This window comes from Tissierellales bacterium, from assembly GCA_025210965.1.
Lineage (GTDB): Bacteria > Bacillota > Clostridia > Tissierellales > JAOAQY01 > JAOAQY01.
This window is the reverse complement of record JAOAQY010000072.1, coordinates 1-18,923: the sequence shown is the minus strand read 5'-3', so window position 1 is coordinate 18,923 and position 18,923 is coordinate 1. Positions and strand designations below refer to the sequence as shown.

Here is an 18,923-nt window from a genome sequence, read left to right as displayed (position 1 = left end):
ACAATGATTTAAAGATTGTAAAGAAACTTGAAAGAAAAGTATAAAAGGAATAAAATGATATAGTAGTAAATAATAATTGAGGTGAAGATGTGGAATATTTAGAACTAATAATTACAATAGAGCTGAAAAAAGATATTGATTTTGATGAGGCTGGATTTGTGATAGGTAAAAACATAAACAAGTCTATGCTATTTGATGAAGAACTAAAAGAGTTACATCCTAAAAACCAATACAAAAATTATGTATTTGATACCTTTTATCCATTTGAACGCGATAAAAAATATAAATCTGGCAAACTATATATTTTCAAAATAAGAAGTATAGACGTTGAAATGATGAAAAAAATGCGAAAATGTTTGAGGGTATTAAGGAGTTTTGATTTTAAGATATTAGCAATAGATGCGAAACTTGTAAAACAGAGAAAAATCAAAACTCTTCATACATTAAGTCCTGTGATACTTACAATTGATGATCAACCATGGCTTCAAAATCAAGATATAAAAATTTTCAATGAAAGAATGATTGCAAATTTAGAAAAGAAGTACAAATCATATTTTAATGAGGATTTGAAAGCAGAAGTAAATTTAGTAAAATCAATCGAGTTTAAAAATAGAAAACCAGTAGGACTAAAGTATAAGAATATAAAATTGCTTGGAAATAAGGTGAGCATAGAGGTAAAAGAGGACGAAATATCTCAAAAACTTGCATTTATTGCATTGGCTACTGGTATAGGGGAAAAAAATTCAGCATTAGGGGCAGGATTTTGTAAAGCGGAGTTTATAAAATAGAGAATAGAGTTTTTAGATTTTAATTAAAAAGAGGGCTCAAAATTGAAGTTTCAGTTAATGTGAAATTTCAATTTGAGTCCCTTTTTTAATCTTACTATATTAGTTTAGTCATGATTTGATTGCTGCGTTTTACAAATTCGGCCATGGCATCACTTGAAAGTGGTTTATGACTAATCATAGCTAAATCATAAATCTGTTTTGCAATTAATCTACTAGTATCATCTTCATCATTTTCTAATGTGTATTTTACAAGAGGATGTTTTTGATTCAATACTAGCGTTTCTTCACTAGGGAAAGAACCATTCATATCCATACCAGGCATAGAATACATTTTCATCATATCCTGCATGCGGCGGTTTGACTCTGATAATAATATCATACCCGAGATGTCTTCATTTTTTAAACTTTTTAGCTCAATGTTCAAATTTTCTAATTTGAGAGCATTTCTAAAGAAATTTTGTAGTTTTTCAGAAGAGTTTTTTGTTTTTTCTTCATCAGAATCTTTTTCAGTTAGTAAATCTGACAAGTCAGAGTCTACTCGCTTAAATTTCAAATCAGAATTTTGAGATTCTATGTGAGATATAAAAGCAGAGTCAATTGGATGAGTCAATAGAACTGGGCTTATATCATTAGATTCTAAAAGATTGATATATTGTGATTGCTGAAGTTCATCTGTAGTATAGTAAACTTCATTGTCTAATTTATTTTCATGAAGTTCCTTATATTCTGGTATGGTTAAGTATTTGCCATTAGTAGTCTTGTATAGTATAAAGTCTTTTACAGCTTCTGCAAATTTTTCGTTTTTGAGAGTTCCAAATTTTACAAATGGATTCAAGTCATCCCAATAATTTTCATAGCTTTCTCGCTGTGTGTTATATAGAGCTTTTAATTTGTCAGCAACTTTTTTGGTGATGTAATCAGAAGTTTTCTTAACAAATCCATCGTTTTGTAGGAAACTTCTAGAGACGTTTAGTGGTAAATCAGGGCAATCTATAACACCTTTTAGAAGTAATAAGAATTCTGGAATTACTTCTTTTATATTGTCAGCAACAAAAACTTGGCTATTGTATAGCTTTACTTCGCCTTCTAGAGTGTCAAAATTATTATTTAATTTTGGAAAATATAATATACCTTTGAGATTGAAAGGATAGTCCATATTTAAGTGTATCCAAAACATTGGTTCTTTAAAATCTTTAAATGTTTTTCTATAAAATTCCTTATATTCATCTTCTGTACACTGGCTTGGATGTTTTGCATAAAGAGGAGTAGTATCGTTTAGTGAAACGGGCTCTGTAATTATTACATTTCCTTCTTCGTCTTTTTCAGGTTCTTTTCCTAATACTTCTACATAGATAGGATAAGGCATAAAAGAACAGTATTTTTCTATAGTAGATTTCACAGTCCATTCATTTAAGAAATCCTTACCTTCATCTCCAATAAATAAAGTTATCTCGGTTCCCCTATCTGTTTTCGAAGACTCATCTAGTTCAAATTCTGTACCACCGTCACAGAACCACTTAACTGCTTTAGATCCATCTTTGTGAGATAATGTTTCTATTTGAACGTGGTCAGCAACCATGAAAGCAGAATAGAAACCTAGACCAAAGTGACCTATTATTTGCTCGTTTTCGCCTTTATCTTTGTAAGTTTTAAAAAAATCTTCAGCACCTGAAAAGGCAATTTGATTTATATATTTCTTTATCTCCTCATCTGTCATACCGATACCGTTATCTATAAATTTTAATGTTTTATTTTCAGCATCGAGTACGACTTTTATTTCAAATTTATCATTATCGCCTAGATCTGTCTCGCCTAAACTGCTTAATCTTTTTACTTTGGTTATAGCGTCACAAGCGTTTGATATAAGTTCACGCATGAAAATGTCGTGGTCTGAATATAACCATTTCTTTATAATTGGGAATATATTTTCGCTATGGATGGATAAATTTCCTTTTTCTATTGTCATAAAAAAACCTCCTAATAGTAAATTTAAACAATAAATTAGATATATCTAATTTCTATCTAATTATTATGATAACTTTAGTAAATTATTTTGTCAATAAAAAATTAGCACTCTTTGAGCTAGGTGGCTAACAACAAAATTAAACTTGACATTATTGAAAAAGAGGAATAGAATTTAAATGAGCATATGCCTATAATGGTGATTTGAAAGGAGAATGAAAATGTCAAAAACAATGAGAATAGCATTTCCAACAACAGATAAAAATACGGTAGATGAGCATTTTGGACATTGCAGATATTTTGCAATTTATACAGTTGAAGATAAAGATATAGTGAATACAGAATTTGTTAATGCCCCAGAGCATGCCCCAGGTGTTATGCCTAGATTCTTAGGAGAACAAAAGGCAACTACAATAATAACTGGTGGAATGGGAGCTATGGCGATTAGACTTTTTAAAGAACAAGATATAGATGTTATTTTAGGAGCTAATGGAACTATTGAATCAAACTTAAGTGAATTTTTAAAAGGTGATTTGAGTTCTAAAGGAACTCCATGCGATCATAATCATGAAGACGGACATGATTGTCACTAATAGAGTTGATTGGAGGAATTGATATGAGAATAGGAATTAGTTCAGATTCAATGGGATTAGATGCAAAGGTGTCAGAGCGATTTGGTAGAACAGATTATTTTGTCATAGTAGAAGATGGTAAATTAGTAAAAACTATTGAGAATAAGGCAAAAAATGAAGCTAGTGGAGCCGGAAACATGGCGGTTAGACTTTTGTCTGAAGAAAATGTAGAGATAGCGCTAGTACCCGAATTAGGACCAAAAGCAATGACGGCATTGAAGGCATTCGATATAAAGGCGTATTCATATAATATACCTAGTACAGTTCAAGAAGCAGTTGATTCTTTTAAAGAAGGAAATTTGAAAGAACTTAAAGAAAATACTCATGAAGGGCATCATGGGCTTAGACGAGCTTAGATGAGAGGCAGAGTGATGAAAATAGCGGTATTGAGTGGAAAGGGTGGAACTGGAAAGACGACACTTTCGACAAATTTAGCTAGCGTATATGGTAGAGGTTTTTTGATAGATACAGATGTTGAAGAACCAAATGGTCATTTGTTTTTAAACGTAGAATCTATGCGAGAAAAAGCAGTATATAAGAGTCATCCGGTGGTGAATTTAGATAAATGTGATTTGTGTGGCGATTGTGGACGATTTTGTCATTACAATGCTATTTTACCAGCAAAAAAGGATGTTTTAGTATTTAACGAAATGTGTCATGATTGTGGTGGTTGTGAATTAGTTTGTCCGAAAGGTGCAATTTCCTATGAAAAAAGAATAATTGGGAAAATTCATTTAGGAGAAGTATCGAAGATGTTTAAATTTGCTTATGGCGATTTGAAGGTTGGAGAAGTTTCTGGGGTTACTATTATAGAAACGCTAAGAGATTATGTTGAAGATGAAAACATGGTGTGGATAGATTCTCCACCAGGAACATCTTGTTCTACAGTAGCAGCTATAGAAGATGTCGATTTTGCAATTATAGTATCAGAACCAACACCATTTGGAGTTAGTGATATGACTATGGTTGTAGAGATGCTTCGCGAGAAGGATATTGATTTCGGTGTGGTAGTAAATAAAGCTGGACTTGGCGATGACGAAATTTATAGATATTGTAAAACTGAGAGTATTAATATATTGCAAGAGATTCCTTTTAGGAAAGACTTTGCAGAAAAAAGTGCTCAGGGATTTTTGCTTTGCGAAATATCGGATGAGTACCGAAAAATGATGGATGAGCTACTAAAAAACATTATAGATAGGACTAGTGCTGAATTTAAAAGAGAGGACAGATAGGCGATGAAAACCAAAGAGATTGTAGTTATTTCTGGAAAGGGTGGAACTGGAAAAACAACACTTGTTGCATCGTTGGTTCCGTATTTGAATTCAGTGGTGCTAGCTGATTGCGATGTTGATGCACCTGATTTGAAGATACTTTTTTCGGGAGAAAATAAAACAAGTGAAGAGTTTATTGGACTCAAACGTGCGAGCATCGATAAAGATAAGTGTATAAAATGCGGAAAATGTAGAGAACACTGCAAATTTAAAGCATTTACAGAAGAAATAGATATAATTTATGACAAATGTGAAGGCTGTGGGGTTTGTGAGTATGTATGTCCAGTAAATGCAATTGAGTTAAAAGATTCTGTAGTAGGACATCTTTATACAAGAGATACTGAGTATGGATCGATGGCGCATGCTAGGCTTATACCTGGCGAAGAAACTTCTGGTAAGTTGGTTGCTAGAGTTAGAAAAGAAGCTAAGTTATTGGCTGAAAAAACCAATGCTGAGTATATAATAATTGATGGATCGCCTGGAATAGCTTGCAATGTAATTTCATCTATAACAGGGACGGATAAGGTTATAATAGTTATTGAACCAACACTGTCAGGACTTCATGATTTAGAAAAAGTGCATAGATTAATTAATAGATTTAATTTACCGATATATGTTGTTATTAATAAATCGGATTTATCAAATAGTGGACGAAAAGGTATAAACGATTATTGTTTAGAGCACAATCTAAATATAGCCTTAGAGATACCATTTGAAGAAAATATAGTAAAGTCAATAGTGAATAAACAAATTCCTTCTCTAGAAGAAGTAGATTTTTTTAGAAAAATAGGCTTTATTGAATTCGTGGATGAAGTTAGATAGTATCCTGGAATTTAAAAAACAAGCTGTCTCAAATGGATTAATTTATCTGTTTAAGACAGCTTATTTTTTATTTCTTCTTTTTCTTTTTATTGTTTTTTATATTTGGATCGGTTCCTTTTTTTAATTCTTTTATATTACTTATTCCGTCTTTGTCAAAATCAGCTAACGAATCACTAGTTCCACTTTTTCTACTATCGTATTTGCAAGGATTTGACTTTATAAGGATTTCATAACTGTTTATTAGACCATCAGCGTCAGGGTCAAGATATTGATCTGTAGAATCAAGTGGATTGAGATTATAGTATATCTCTATAGAATTGCTCATGCTATCACCATCAGCATCTCCGATGCCATCTGATGAATTTAAAGGATTAAATCCGTATTTTAATTCATCGCCATCTAAAATACCGTCAAAATCAGTATCTGCATATTTTGGATTTGTACCTAGAGACATCTCATTTATATTTGTAATGCCATCAGCATCAATATCATCTAAATTCATTGTAATTGCACCATTTAAAACTTCTAGCAATGGTAATTTTTGTATTTTCCATTGATTAATCTCTGTGTCGTAATAATGAGACGGAAAAGCGTTTACAGCATACGGAATCTTTTCATTTTCTAATGATTGTATCAAAAATTTTGAAAAAGATATTTGCTCGGAATATATTACGTTATCATTGTAATTATAATATCCAGGCATCCATGCACCTACCCAAGTTGGTTTATTATTTATTTTAGACCAATTTTTTGCTGCATTTATATCAGAAAGAATGGCCTCTTTTTCGATGTCAGTGCCAGTAGTCCATAGTTTGTCGCCATTTCTTTTCCCAGGACCAGCAGCCCAATTATGCCATTCTGCAAAATAGTAATTTCCTGCAGATGTTGGTACTATGAGATGCTCTAATTCATGAGGGCTGGAAACATGAGTGCTAGCGTAAATAATGTTTCTAGTTGGATTATACGTTCTTATGGAATTTGTGATTTCTTCATACAATGGATTTAGAATGGACCAATCCGATAACTTCGATTTGCCAGAAATTTCAATGAATAAATTAAATGCTAATTTGTTAGACTTATATCTATAGCGTTCAGAGACAGCAGACCACCAATTTACATAATCATCTAGCTGCGATTTAGAAAGAGTTCCATCTTTTGTTTCTTTTACTCCTCTAGCGATTATAGGATATATATCGTGTCTTAGGCATAGTTCTACAGTTTTGTCCATAAACGAAAAAAGGTCAGATTCAGTAGCTGCTGCAGTAGAACGGAGCCTTACATGGTTAAATCCTGCTTTTTTTATTGCAACTATTTGAGTTTCGGAAAAAGATTCTATACCGGATTTGAACTGAGTCCATGTAACATCAAATCCAGCGCCTAATTTAGAGGTGTATTCCCATGGATCTATGGGAAAGCTTTGAGTAGGAAGTGTATTTCGTCCCTTTACACCATATATTTTAGATTCGTTTTTGGATATCAACATTATCCACTGGTTATCTTTTTTGGGAGTAAAAATCAAAGTTCGGTAAAATGGTTCTAATTTGGCATTATTCCAATCCATTTCACTTGGTCTTTCACTTTTGACAATGTACTTATAGTAAGTATTTTCACTTGTCAGAGTCGAGACTTGTAGACTAGTAGTGTCTAGTAAATTTGAATTGTCTGATATAGTTACATTGCTTGGAACAGAAATATCAAAAATTGATATGGAGTCTGTTGCTAAAACATTTGAAATACTTAATGTACTGAATATAATTGTAGATATAAGCAACTTGGTTAATTTACACATTGCATCCTCTCCTAAATATATTGTTTATTTAATTGTAAAAGTAAGCGAAGATAAAAGCAAGTATTTAAAATGAACAAAAAAGAATAAATTTATGGGTAAAAAGACTTGCAGAATGTTGTATACAATAGTAGAATAGTGAAGGATAGTGTATAGAGTTATAAACTCGAAATGGGAAATATAAAGGAGGAACTATTCATGGGCTGTGAAAATTCAAAATCAATGCCGTGTGGCGAATTGGGCATTGTAGCACTACAGAGTGCTAGCAAACTAGGTGAGAGCATTAACGAACATTTAGAAGCTAAGAGAGGTAAATCTGATACGGATTCTTATTTGATTTCAACGAAAGAAACTCGTTTCTCAAACGGTGAAGGTAAGATTGTTCTATCAGAAACAGTTAGAGGTAAGGATATATATATATTGTGTGATGTTGGGAATTATAGTTGCACATATAATATGTTTGGTTTTGAAAACAGAATGGGACCTGATGAACATTTTCAGGATATAAAAAGAGTGGTATCAGCTATTGGAGGAAGAGCACGTCGAGTTACTGTCATAATGCCAATGATTTACGCAGGAAGACAACATAGACGTAAGGGGAGAGAGTCGTTAGATTGTTCTTTAGCTCTTCAAGAATTAGAACGTTTAGGCGTAGAGGACATTGTTACATTTGATGTTCATGACCCTAATGTTCAAAATGCTGTACCACTCATTTCTTTTGACAATATTTATCCTACTTACGAGATAGTGAAGACATATTTGAAAAAAGAAGGAAACAAAAATATCGATAAAGATAGAATGTTGGTGATAAGCCCTGATACAGGAGCTATGGATAGAGCAATATATTATTCAAGCGTATTGGGTGTAGATATCGGATTATTCTATAAGAGAAGAGACCATAGTACAATAGTAAATGGTAAAAACCCTATAGTTCAGCATGAATATCTTGGTAAAGATGTTGAAGGTATGAATATATTAATTGTCGATGATATGATTGCATCTGGCGAATCAGTTTTTGATATAGCTAAAGAATTAAAAGCAAGAAAAGCTGCTAAAATTACAGTTGCTACGACTTTTGCATTATTTACATCAGGAGTGGAGAAATTTGAGAGATATCACAAAGAAGGTCTTATAGATAAAGTTTATTCGACTAACTTAACTTATATTCCAGATTCAGTTAAAGAAGCTGAATGGTTTGAAGAAGTAGATGTTTCTAAATTCTTAGCTCATATAATTTACAATTTGAATCAAGAAAAATCAATAGCGCCTTTGTTAGATGCAACAGAGAGCATAAAAAAATTACTTGAGAAATAATATAAATATTAAGTACTAGTGATAGTTTTGCGCTTGACTTTTAAAATTCGAGATGATATATTTATTTTGATAGTGAAATAAATATTGCAAAAGAACATTTTTTGCAATAAATTCGTCATAAAAATGAGAATTTTAAATTCTCCATATGGAGACTATTGGTGTGAGTTTGTGATGAACTTACTTAAAAGGGAAACTGGTCAAAGTCCAGTACGGTCCCGCCACTGTAGGAGATAGAATTTTTCAAAACCACTGCACATAAGTGTGGGAAGGGAAAAATTTGTTATGCTCGAGTCAGGAGACCTGCCAATGGTAACAGCGCTGTTTATAACTCACGAGGATGAGAAGGTGTTCGAAAGCAGATTTACAATCTGTTGTTTATTTGTGCAAAAAAGAACGCAATTTCTATATAACCAGCCATATGGCTGGTTTTTCTTGTTTTTGAGACTAATTATTAGAGTCTAAATAATTGTAATTGGGTAGTGCAATAGTTTACACTACCATAATGAAAGAAAGGGGATAAATATGAAAATACATGAATACCAAGCAAAGCAAGTGCTAAAGCAGTATGATATTAATGTACCCAATGGATTTTTAATAACGAAATTAGAAGAAGTGGAGTCTATTGCGTGGAAAATAGAGACTGATGTAGCTGTAGTAAAAGCACAAATTCATGCAGGTGGTAGAGGTAAAGCAGGAGGAGTAAAGATTGCTAAAAGTATAGATGAAGTTATTGAATATACTAAAGAGATGCTCGGAAAGACACTGGTAACCCATCAGACTGGGATAGAAGGTAAATCAGTTCAGAAAGTTTGGATTGAAGAGGGGTGCGATATAGACAAGGAATATTATATAGGCTTAGTGCTTGATAGATCAAAATCTAAAATTGTTTTAATTGCATCAGAAGAAGGTGGAACTGAGATAGAAGAGGTCGCAAAAAATAATCCAGAAAAAATAATAAAACTAACAATAGATCCATTTACTGGATTAACAGAATTTCAAGCAAGATATGTTGCAAAAAGTGTAAATATTCCACCAGAATTGATTTCAAATGCAACTGAAATGATGAAAAATTTGTATAAATGTTTTGTAGAGAAGGATGCAAGTATTGCTGAAATCAATCCACTTGTTACGACAAAAGATAATAAAATTGTTGCACTAGATGCTAAAATTAATTTTGATGATAATGGTTTATTTAGACAGGATGATATACTTAAATTAAGAGATAAGAGTGAAGAAGACGAACGTGAACTAGAGGCATCTAAGCATGGTCTATCTTATATTGCATTAGATGGAAGTATTGGTTGCCTTGTAAATGGTGCAGGTCTCGCTATGGCAACTATGGATATTATAGAGCATTATGGAGCTAAACCGGCGAATTTCTTAGATGTAGGAGGTGGAGCTACGACCGAAAAAGTTAAAGAAGCTTTCAAAATTATATTGTCAGATTCTAATGTGCGAGGAATTTTTGTAAATATTTTTGGTGGAATAATGAAGTGTGATGTAATAGCGGAAGGAATAGTTCAGGCTGCAAAAGAATTAGAACTTAAAGTACCTCTTGTTATAAGATTGGAAGGAACGAATGTAGAGCGAGGTCGAGAAATACTTAGAGATTCAACTTTAGAGATAGAAACAGTGAAATCGATGGGTGAAGGAGCAAAACTTATAGCTGAAAAAGTAAGAGTTCATTAAGTAAAGTTTATAGGGAGGTAAAAGATGAGTATTTGGATTGATGAATCAACAAGAGTTTTGGTGCAGGGAATAACTGGGAAAACGGCTAAATTTCATACAAAGCAGATGCTAGAATATGGGACAAAAATAGTTGCAGGTGTAACTCCTGGTAAAGAAGGATTAGAAGTTGAAGGAGTCCCAGTATTTGATACAGTTAGAGAAGCTGTAAATAAAACTAGAGCAAACGTTTCAGTGATCTATGTTCCACCTAAGTTTGCCGCGGAAGCTATAATTGAAGCTGTTGAGGCAGAACTTGATTGGGTTATATGTATTACAGAGCACATACCAGTTCAAGATATGATTAGAGTGAAGCATTATATGCAAGGAAAGCGTACTAGGCTTCTAGGTCCCAATTGTCCTGGGATGATATCTCCTGAAAAATGCAAGATTGGTATAATGCCTGGTTATATTCACAAAAAAGGATCTGTGGGTATAGTTTCTCGTTCAGGTACACTTACGTATGAAGCAGTTCATCAGCTTAGTGATGAAAACATAGGACAATCTACAGCTGTTGGAATTGGAGGAGATCCTGTCAATGGAACTGATTTTATTGATGTATTACAAGCTTTTAATGAAGATGATGAAACAAAGGCTGTTGTAATGATTGGTGAAATAGGTGGAACTGCAGAAGAAGAAGCGGCTGAGTGGATAAAAGAAAATATGAATAAGCCAGTTATAGGTTTTATAAGTGGCTCATCTGCCCCAGAGGGCAAGAGAATGGGTCACGCAGGAGCGATAGTATCTGGTGGATTAGGTACAGCTGAGTCAAAAATAAAGAAAATGGAAGAGTGCGGAATAAAAGTAGCAGAAACTCCAGCTGTAATTGGAGAAACGTTAATAAAGAGAATCAATGAACTCAATATAAAACTTTAAAAATAATCTCCTCAAATAGATGATTTTGGTATATACTGATAGAATCTATCTGAGGGGGTTGTTTTTATGAAAACAATAGCTATTGTAGTTGATAAAAGTGATAAATTAGCTAATTTATTAAAATTAAATCTTGAGAAAGTATTAGGTGGATTTGTAGATATAAGATTGTACTATCTAAAAAAATTTGAAAAAAGTCAACACTTAAATGAAGATTTAATACTTTCAATGAGTAAAGAAAGATCTATAGAATTACATGATTTTGTTGAAAATAAGAATAAAATTTTAGTTGTAAATAGAACTATAACTGTAGAGGCATGGCTTGAATTGCAAAAATTGCCTAAAGATAAAAAATTCATAATAGTAAACGATCATTATAGTACAACAATTGAATTTACAGAACAGCTAAGTTCGATGTTTGGAAATTGTAATTTGGAACCATATAAACCATATGAAAGTTATGCAGATGATAGTTCGTTTATAACACCTGGAGAAGGGAGTTTAATACCAAAAAAATACGAAAATATAGTTGATGTAGGTCATAGAGTTATAGATAGTTCTACATTTATAGAAATAATAACAAAGCTTGGAATAGAAGAGAATATAGTTCACAGGAGATTGATTGCATATATAAAAGAAATAGTAGCTCTAGGAGATGGTATTCATGCTAAATTTAAGGAATTAGCTGAAAAAAATCAGATACTAAAGACATTATTGGATAATTCATCTAGTGGAGTAGCAATAATAGATTTTGAAGGGAATTTCAAATTGTATAATGACAAATTTAAGATATATATGGACATTGATGAAAATGAAATTAGTAAAGGATTCAACTATTGTATGACAAAATTTAAATTTGATCGCGATGTGGCACAGAAAATAATGAAAGAGACTGACTCGATAGGCGAGGTATATATCAGAAATAATCGATATTTTAATATCACTAAGACAGAATTGGCAGACAATGGATTTGAAAAAGGTTTTTTGATAGTAATCACAGAAATTACTTACATAAAGAAGATAGAACAAAAATTATCGGGTAAATTAATTCAAAAAGGGCAAGTTGCTAGGTATAGGTTTGAAGATATTATTACGAAGTCTGAAAATGTGAATAAAGTTATAGAACTATCTAAGAAACTTGCCAACAGCGAATATGAAATACTAATTTGTGGAGAGAGTGGTACGGGAAAAGAACTTTTTGCACAGTCAATACACAATTATTCAGATAGAGAAGGTCAACCATTTGTTGCAGTAAATTGTGCGGCAATACCAGAAAATTTGTTGGAAAGTGAGTTATTTGGATATGAAAAAGGTGCGTTTACAGGTGCACTAAAAGATGGTAAAAAAGGATTGTTTGAAATAGCACATAATGGAACCATATTTTTAGATGAAATCGGAGATATGCCATTAACGCTACAAGCTAAGTTATTAAGAGTACTTCAGGAGCATCAAATTTCACGAATCGGTTCATATGAGGTTATAAATGTAGATGTTAGAGTTGTAGCTGCAACTCACAGAGATTTGAAAGAATCAATAAAGAGTGGGAGTTTTAGAGAAGATCTATATTATAGGTTAAATGTGTTGCCTATAAATTTACCACCGCTAAGAGAAAGAAAAGAAGATATATTGTTATTACTTGATACGTTTTTAGATCAAAAGTATAAATTTGATTTAAAGATTGCTGATTTATTGGTTAATTATTCTTGGCCAGGAAATATTAGAGAACTGAGTAATGTTTCTAAATATATCGAATTGATGCGAGAAAATAAAGGTACTTTGTATTTGGAAGATTTACCAGAATATATAACTAAGACAAAGGAATCTGATATTGGGGTAAAACTCAGTAATATAGAACGTGATTTGTTACTTGTCTTTTGGGATAAATATAAAAAAAATGAACCCACTGGTAGGCAACATATGATAAAAATGATGAAAGAACAAAAATGGTCTATAAGTGAGATGAAATATCGACAATTAATAAAAAAATTATCAGAATTAGGTTATATTAATATTGGAAGAGGTAGTGCAGGAACACATATTAGCGAATTGGGAATAGAAATTACAGGGTGCCTATAGTTGTGTTTTGGGGTGCTAATAGTGTGAAAATAAGATATTGGGTATGAAAATAAAATATAAATATTTCGTAATTGTAAAGAAATAAGCTTGAATACATGCCAGTTGCTTTGGGGAAAAAGTAATTGGCATGTATTTTGCTTTATATTAGAACTGTAAAATAAATTATAAGGAGATTTTGCTATGAAAAAACCAGTTATAGGAATATCAGGAAGTATAGTTATTGATCAGGGAGGAATGCTTCCAGGATATCAAAAGACATATGTCAACAATGATTATATTAAAAGCGTTGAGAGAGCAGGAGGTGTACCGATGGTCCTTCCTATACTCAATGACAAGGATTTGATTGAAGTTTTTTTTGACAAAATAGACGCTTTGATAATGAGTGGTGGGCATGATGTAAATCCACTATTGTATGGTGAAGAACCGGATGTCAAATTAACTCAAATATTTCCAGAAAGAGATGAGTTTGACTTTGAATTGATAAAACAGGCAAAGAAAAAAGGAATTCCAATTATGGGAATTTGTAGAGGGATGCAAATTCTAAATACTTATCATGGAGGTTCCATATATCAAGACAATAGTTACTGTGAGTCTTCATATGTTAAGCATTGGCAAGGACATACATCGCATTTAGCAACGCATACTGCAATAATAGAGAAAGATAGTTTTTTTCACGAAATATTAGGAGATGAGGTACTAGTTAATTCATTCCATCATCAATCAGTTAAAAAAGTTGGGGATGGATTGAAAGTAACAGCTAGAGCCAAGGATGGAGTTGTCGAATTGATAGAGGGTACTTCAGAACAATTAGTTGTTGGATTTCAATGGCATCCAGAAATGATGTCAGAGAGAAATGAAACTATGCAGTCGGTTTTTGATAACTTTATTGCTGAAGCTACAAAGTAGATACTTATTTGGGGAAAGGTAAATATAGTAATTGTCAAGGAGGAGTAGTATGAAAAATAAGTTTGGATTTTGGTCTATAGTACTTTTAGGAATCAATGGAATAATAGGTTCAGGAATATTTTTGTTGCCAAATAAGGCATATTCTATAATGGGACCAAAATCAATATGGGTAATATTATTTGATGCATTATTGGTGGGAAGTTTGGCGCTTTGCTTCGCTGAAGCTGGAGGCTACTTCAAAAAGAATGGCGGACCGTATGTGTACGCAAGAGAAGCATTCGGTGAATTTGTAGGATTTGAAGTTGGATTTATGAAATGGGCAATATCGATTATTGCATGGGCAGCTATGGCAGCTGCATTTGCACAAGCACTAGGAAATATATGGGAACCAGCACAACAAAATTTGGTTAAAAACGTAATAATAACTATAGTTATAGTAGGACTTGGTGCACTTAATTATCTTGGCGTAAAAATTTCTAAATTACTAAATAACGTTATAACGATAGGTAAACTTTTACCGTTAATAATGTTCTGTGCCGTAGGTATATTTTTCATAAATGGAGGTAATTTTACTCCTAGCGCAGAGACCATAGCAAAAGCTTCAGAGCCTGGAGCATTTGCAGCAGCAGCAATACTTATATTCTATGCTTTTACAGGATTTGAATCAATAGCAGTAGCGGCTGAAGATATGGAAAGCCCCGAAAAAAATATACCACGAGCTATAGTATTGGTTATAGGTATAGTTTCAGTATTCTATTTAGTTATAATGGGAGTATCGATTGGAACATTAGGAGATCAATTAGCAACAAGTAATGCTCCTATAGCAGATGCAACTAAAATGTTTTTAGGCCCAATCGGATTTTCAATAGTATCAGCAGGTACAATAATATCTATAGGTGGAATAAATATAGCAGCATCATTTATAACTCCAAGATCTGGTGTAGCGCTTGCAGAAGATGGCTTAGTTCCAAGATTTATAGCTAAGGAATCTAAATACGGTACGCCGGGTTATGCGATATTGATAACAGTAGTATTAGCATTAGTACTGGCTTGGTCAGGTTCTTTTGCAACATTAGCTGCTATATCTGTAATTTCTAGATTCGCACAGTATTTGCCAACATGTATTGCTATAATTGTTTTGAGAAAAAGAAAAGATTTAGAAACTACATTTAAAGTTCCTTGTGGACCAGCGATAGCTATACTTGCAGTAGCTGTTTCACTGTGGATGCTATCTAAAGCATCTCTATACAAAATAGGATTTGGACTGGGCGGTTTGGCAGTTGGAGTACCAATATATATGTTGATGAAATTCATAGAAAAAAGAAAAACAGTTTAAATAGTAAAACAAAAAAGTTGCTATCTCAGATTATTTAAGATAGCAACTTTTTTTATTATTAGTCACGTTGTAACTTGCTTAAAAGATTTAAAATACGAAGATATAGCCAAACGAGACCTACCATAAGAGCAAAAGCACCATACCATTCCATGTATTTAGGAGCGCCATGCTCAGAGGCTCTGTATATGAAGTCGAAATCTATAATCAAACTAAAAGCCGCTACACCTGCAATGAAAAGACTTATAGCGATGCCTAGAGGTCCATTACCATAAATAGCAGGGAAATAAATTCCAAACATAGATAATACTATGTTTATAACAGAAAATAATACTACACCAAATATCAAACTAAGCATAATTGATTTGAATTTACTAGTAGCTCTTATTATTCCACTTCTATAAAGTGAAGCCATTACAAATGCTATCGCAAATGTTAATCCAACAGCTTGAAGTACAATTCCTGGATAAGACATTTCGATTATAGCAGAAATACCTCCAATGAAGAAACCTTCCGCTATAGCGTATAGAGGAGCAGTAAATTTAGCAAGCTTAGGAGCAAAAGAAGTTATAAGACCTATTAGAGAGCCAACGATTGCACCACCTATTGCGAATTTAATTATATCTGGTTGATAGCCTCCGCTTGCAAAAAATCTAGCCCAAGTATAGGCTGCAGAAATCATCATAATTGCGAGCAACATAAAAGTTTTGTTTATTGTACTTGCAACTGTCATAGATTCTATAAACGGTTCAGATAATACTTTTGAAAAGCCACGTGACATGGCTGGATTTGGTTTATTCATTTTTTATATCCTCCTTAAATTAAGTTCTAATTATCATTGTCAATTTTTTTGAACAAAACGTCATAACTTGGCATTTTGTCAAAGGGTTTCATTTGTTTTTGATTCCATGAATCATCTAAATTAAACCAACTAATTAATTTTGAAGAACTGTCTGGCAAAATAGGTTTCAATAAAATAGCAAAATTGGCTATCAAATGAAGGCAATTGTACAACACGTTCTCGCATTCGACTAAATTTGATTCCTTGGTAATCCATGGTTTGTGTTCGTCAAAATATTTATTACTCCAATGTATAAGTTTAAATATATCGTAGATACTGCTTCTGAAAGCACCTTGTTCTAATTTAGAACCAACAGAAGTATATAAAAGAGATAATTTACTTTCTATATTTTTATCAATAGAACCTTTAGGAAAGATTCCATTTAGATGTCTGTCAATAAATGCTAATGTTCTATGAACGAAGTTGCCATAAGTTCCGACTAAATCAGCATTATGTGTTGTTATGAAGTCAGATATAGTAAAATTCAAATCTTGAAGTTCTGGATTTTTTGCTAGAAAATAGTAACGTATAGAATCAGATGTATAAGTTTCTAACATTTCAGAAATCCAAATAGCTTTATCGTGGCTAGTTGAAATTTTGTATCCATTGAGTGTTACATGTTCGCTCGAAATTATATGGTCAGGAAGCTTTAAATTGCCTTTTGATAAAAGCAAGCTAGGAAATATAATTGCATGAAAAGGAACATTGTCTTTGCCATGAACATAGTAGTGGTAGCTTGAATTCCAAAGTGATTCGAATTCTAAACCTTCACGAATAGCAAGTTCATTTATAGTTGAAAGATACCCAATGAGAGCTTCAATCCAAACATATATTTTTTTGTGAGTAAATCCTTCAACAGGGACTGAGATGCCCCAATTTAAATCTCTCGTAGTTGCTCTATTTTTAAGACCTTCACGTATATAGCCGAGAGCTAGTTTTTTAGTATTAGGACGCCAATTAGTTTTTTCACTCAAGTATTTTTTTAAAACATCCTCAAATGGCTTTAATCTTATATAAAGATGTTTAGAAACTTTGAAAACTGGAGTAGAACCACATAAACTGCAGCTAGGCTCTAACAGAGTTTCTGGATCTATTGGTAAACCACAATAATCACAAGTTCCACCCGTAGTTTCATGTCCGCAACTTGAACAATATCCTAAAAGGTACCTGCCTGGCAAGTACTTTTCGCAATGTTTGCAATAAGCGTGGTATGAATTTTTTTCAAAAAGAGATCCAGATTCAAAAAGAGATAAATAAAAATCTTTTACAAAATCTTTATGAAAATCATCTGATGTTTTCGCATATAAGTCATAAGAAAAATTCAATCTAGCAAAATCTCTTAAGAACTCAGAATGATACTTATCTGAAAGTGTCTTTGGTTCGCAGTTTTCCATTTTTGATCGAACCATTATTGGGGTTCCGTGACAATCAGAGCCAGATACATAAAAAACTTTCTCACCTTTTGCTCTATAATAGCGTGCGAGGACATCTCCAGGAAGTAGAGCAGCTAAATGACCAATATGAAGAGAACCATTAGCATATGGCCAGGCTCCACCGATTATAATAGACATTTTGCATTCCTCATTTCTATAAGTTAATTAGCCTAAGACTTTAGTAGTCCAAGATTCACAATTCCAAACATCGGTAACTATATCACTATAAAATTCAGGCTCATGACAGATCAATAATATACTGCCTTTGTATGCTTTTAAGGCACGTTTTAATTCATCTTTTGCATCGATATCAAGATGGTTAGTAGGCTCATCTAGTACTAGTATATTTGATTCGCGATTTATAAGCTTACAAAGTCGGACTTTAGCCTGTTCTCCACCGCTCAGTACTAAAATTTTGCTTTCTATATGTTTTGTCATAAGTCCGCATTTAGCTAAAGCAGCCCTTATTTCATTTTGGTTATACGACGGAAATTCAGACCAAATTTCGTCAATACATGTATTGTAATTTGCATCTTTAATTTCTTGTTCAAAATATCCGATATCTTGATAATCGCCTAATTGTACTGAGCCAGAAATAGGATTGATTTCACCTAAAATACTCTTTAGAAGAGTTGTTTTGCCAATACCATTAGCTCCAACTAATGCGACTTTTTGTCCGCGTTCCATAGTTAAATTTAGTGGTTTAGATAATGGAGAATCATAACCTATGACCAAATCATTAGTTTCAAATACAAATCTAGAAGGGGCACGAGAATAAAGAAAATCAAACTCAGGTTTCGGTTTTTCTTGTGCTAATTCGATAACAGCCATTTTATCAAGTTTCTTTTGTCTAGACATAGCCATATTACGAGTTGAGACTCTAGCTTTATTTCTTGCAACAAAATCTTTCAAATCAGCGATTTCTTGCTGTTGTTTTCTATATGCAGATTCTAACTGTTTCTTTTTTACTTCATATACTTCTTGGAACGCATCATAATCACCTACATATCTAGATAATTTCCTGTTTTCCATGTGATATATCAAGTTTATTACGCTGTTTAAAAATGGAATATCGTGAGAAATTAATATAAATGCGTTGTCGTATTCCTGTAAATAGCGTTTTAGCCACTCTATATGTTGTTCATCTAAATAGTTAGTAGG

Annotated in this window: 16 protein-coding genes and 1 riboswitch; of the genes, 11 read left to right on the top strand and 5 right to left on the bottom strand. The window is 32.7% G+C overall.

Going from position 1 to position 18,923, the window contains the following annotated elements:
• The first annotated feature begins 89 nt into the window (after positions 1-89).
• Positions 90-788 carry a CRISPR-associated endoribonuclease Cas6 gene (gene cas6, locus N4A40_05075; GenBank protein MCT4661215.1) on the top strand — a complete coding sequence of 233 codons (699 nt, stop codon included), beginning with the start codon at positions 90-92 and terminating at the stop codon, positions 786-788.
• A 94-nt stretch (positions 789-882) separates the two neighbouring features.
• Here cas6 and htpG read toward each other — a convergent pair whose 3' ends face one another.
• Entirely contained in the window at positions 883-2,754 is a 1,872-nt protein-coding gene (gene htpG / locus N4A40_05070; GenBank protein ID MCT4661214.1) for a molecular chaperone HtpG, read from the bottom strand.
• 217 nt (positions 2,755-2,971) lie between these two features.
• Here htpG and N4A40_05065 point away from each other — a divergent pair, with 217 nt between their 5' ends.
• Genes N4A40_05065 through N4A40_05050 form a run of 4 tightly spaced genes read left to right on the top strand, consistent with a single transcriptional unit; the run spans position 2,972 to position 5,475 of the window.
• A complete protein-coding gene (locus N4A40_05065; GenBank protein MCT4661213.1) occupies positions 2,972-3,343 on the top strand; it encodes a NifB/NifX family molybdenum-iron cluster-binding protein in 372 nt (123 codons plus the stop codon).
• A gap of 23 nt (positions 3,344-3,366) precedes the next feature.
• Positions 3,367-3,738 carry a NifB/NifX family molybdenum-iron cluster-binding protein gene (locus tag N4A40_05060; protein ID MCT4661212.1) on the top strand — a complete coding sequence of 124 codons (372 nt, stop codon included), beginning with the start codon at positions 3,367-3,369 and terminating at the stop codon, positions 3,736-3,738.
• 15 nt (positions 3,739-3,753) lie between these two features.
• Positions 3,754-4,614 (top strand): ATP-binding protein, encoded by an 861-nt coding sequence (locus N4A40_05055; protein ID MCT4661211.1) that lies wholly within the window; start codon positions 3,754-3,756, stop codon positions 4,612-4,614.
• A gap of 3 nt (positions 4,615-4,617) precedes the next feature.
• Entirely contained in the window at positions 4,618-5,475 is an 858-nt protein-coding gene (locus N4A40_05050; GenBank protein ID MCT4661210.1) for an ATP-binding protein, read from the top strand.
• Between the two features lie 67 nt (positions 5,476-5,542).
• Here N4A40_05050 and N4A40_05045 read toward each other — a convergent pair whose 3' ends face one another.
• Positions 5,543-7,264 (bottom strand): glycoside hydrolase family 5 protein, encoded by a 1,722-nt coding sequence (locus N4A40_05045; protein MCT4661209.1) that lies wholly within the window; start codon positions 7,262-7,264, stop codon positions 5,543-5,545.
• A 195-nt stretch (positions 7,265-7,459) separates the two neighbouring features.
• Here N4A40_05045 and N4A40_05040 point away from each other — a divergent pair, with 195 nt between their 5' ends.
• The 6 genes from N4A40_05040 (at position 7,460) to N4A40_05015 (ending at position 15,491) form a co-directional block, all read left to right on the top strand.
• Positions 7,460-8,575 carry a ribose-phosphate pyrophosphokinase gene (locus N4A40_05040; protein MCT4661208.1) on the top strand — a complete coding sequence of 372 codons (1,116 nt, stop codon included), beginning with the start codon at positions 7,460-7,462 and terminating at the stop codon, positions 8,573-8,575.
• Between the two features lie 139 nt (positions 8,576-8,714).
• Positions 8,715-8,898: riboswitch (cobalamin riboswitch) on the top strand.
• Positions 8,899-9,097: 199 nt separating this feature from the next.
• The gene (gene sucC / locus N4A40_05035) at positions 9,098-10,264 is read left to right on the top strand and encodes an ADP-forming succinate--CoA ligase subunit beta (protein MCT4661207.1); all 1,167 of its coding nucleotides are present in this window, start codon (positions 9,098-9,100) and stop codon (positions 10,262-10,264) included.
• A 24-nt stretch (positions 10,265-10,288) separates the two neighbouring features.
• A complete protein-coding gene (gene sucD / locus N4A40_05030; protein ID MCT4661206.1) occupies positions 10,289-11,176 on the top strand; it encodes a succinate--CoA ligase subunit alpha in 888 nt (295 codons plus the stop codon).
• A 66-nt stretch (positions 11,177-11,242) separates the two neighbouring features.
• Positions 11,243-13,249 carry a sigma 54-interacting transcriptional regulator gene (locus tag N4A40_05025; GenBank protein ID MCT4661205.1) on the top strand — a complete coding sequence of 669 codons (2,007 nt, stop codon included), beginning with the start codon at positions 11,243-11,245 and terminating at the stop codon, positions 13,247-13,249.
• 180 nt (positions 13,250-13,429) lie between these two features.
• Positions 13,430-14,155, top strand: a complete 726-nt coding sequence (locus tag N4A40_05020; protein ID MCT4661204.1) for a gamma-glutamyl-gamma-aminobutyrate hydrolase family protein — start codon at positions 13,430-13,432, stop codon at positions 14,153-14,155.
• Positions 14,156-14,204: 49 nt separating this feature from the next.
• Entirely contained in the window at positions 14,205-15,491 is a 1,287-nt protein-coding gene (locus N4A40_05015) for an APC family permease (GenBank protein MCT4661203.1), read from the top strand.
• Between the two features lie 58 nt (positions 15,492-15,549).
• On the opposite strand, the gene N4A40_05010 is transcribed toward N4A40_05015, so the two are convergent.
• The 3 genes from N4A40_05010 to N4A40_05000 all read right to left on the bottom strand — a co-directional run.
• Positions 15,550-16,290, bottom strand: coding sequence for a Bax inhibitor-1/YccA family protein (locus tag N4A40_05010; GenBank protein ID MCT4661202.1), 741 nt, complete (start codon positions 16,288-16,290; stop codon positions 15,550-15,552).
• A 26-nt stretch (positions 16,291-16,316) separates the two neighbouring features.
• On the bottom strand, positions 16,317-17,900 hold the full coding sequence (gene metG / locus N4A40_05005) for a methionine--tRNA ligase (protein MCT4661201.1): 1,584 nt from the start codon (positions 17,898-17,900) through the stop codon (positions 16,317-16,319).
• A gap of 27 nt (positions 17,901-17,927) precedes the next feature.
• On the bottom strand, positions 17,928-18,923 hold a 996-nt coding region (locus N4A40_05000; protein ID MCT4661200.1), incomplete at its 5' end, for an ATP-binding cassette domain-containing protein.

Excerpts from the sequence above, each read along its gene's own strand:
- htpG (MCT4661214.1), bottom strand. The coding sequence starts at position 2,754 with ATGACAATAGAAAAAGGAAATTTATCCATCCATAGCGAAAATATATTC.
- N4A40_05065 (MCT4661213.1), top strand. The coding sequence starts at position 2,972 with ATGTCAAAAACAATGAGAATAGCATTTCCAACAACAGATAAAAATACG.
- N4A40_05060 (MCT4661212.1), top strand. The coding sequence starts at position 3,367 with ATGAGAATAGGAATTAGTTCAGATTCAATGGGATTAGATGCAAAGGTG.
- N4A40_05055 (MCT4661211.1), top strand. The coding sequence starts at position 3,754 with ATGAAAATAGCGGTATTGAGTGGAAAGGGTGGAACTGGAAAGACGACA.
- N4A40_05050 (MCT4661210.1), top strand. The coding sequence starts at position 4,618 with ATGAAAACCAAAGAGATTGTAGTTATTTCTGGAAAGGGTGGAACTGGA.
- N4A40_05045 (MCT4661209.1), bottom strand. The coding sequence starts at position 7,264 with ATGTGTAAATTAACCAAGTTGCTTATATCTACAATTATATTCAGTACA.
- N4A40_05040 (MCT4661208.1), top strand. The coding sequence starts at position 7,460 with ATGGGCTGTGAAAATTCAAAATCAATGCCGTGTGGCGAATTGGGCATT.
- sucC (MCT4661207.1), top strand. The coding sequence starts at position 9,098 with ATGAAAATACATGAATACCAAGCAAAGCAAGTGCTAAAGCAGTATGAT.
- sucD (MCT4661206.1), top strand. The coding sequence starts at position 10,289 with ATGAGTATTTGGATTGATGAATCAACAAGAGTTTTGGTGCAGGGAATA.
- N4A40_05025 (MCT4661205.1), top strand. The coding sequence starts at position 11,243 with ATGAAAACAATAGCTATTGTAGTTGATAAAAGTGATAAATTAGCTAAT.
- N4A40_05020 (MCT4661204.1), top strand. The coding sequence starts at position 13,430 with ATGAAAAAACCAGTTATAGGAATATCAGGAAGTATAGTTATTGATCAG.
- N4A40_05015 (MCT4661203.1), top strand. The coding sequence starts at position 14,205 with ATGAAAAATAAGTTTGGATTTTGGTCTATAGTACTTTTAGGAATCAAT.
- N4A40_05010 (MCT4661202.1), bottom strand. The coding sequence starts at position 16,290 with ATGAATAAACCAAATCCAGCCATGTCACGTGGCTTTTCAAAAGTATTA.
- metG (MCT4661201.1), bottom strand. The coding sequence starts at position 17,900 with ATGTCTATTATAATCGGTGGAGCCTGGCCATATGCTAATGGTTCTCTT.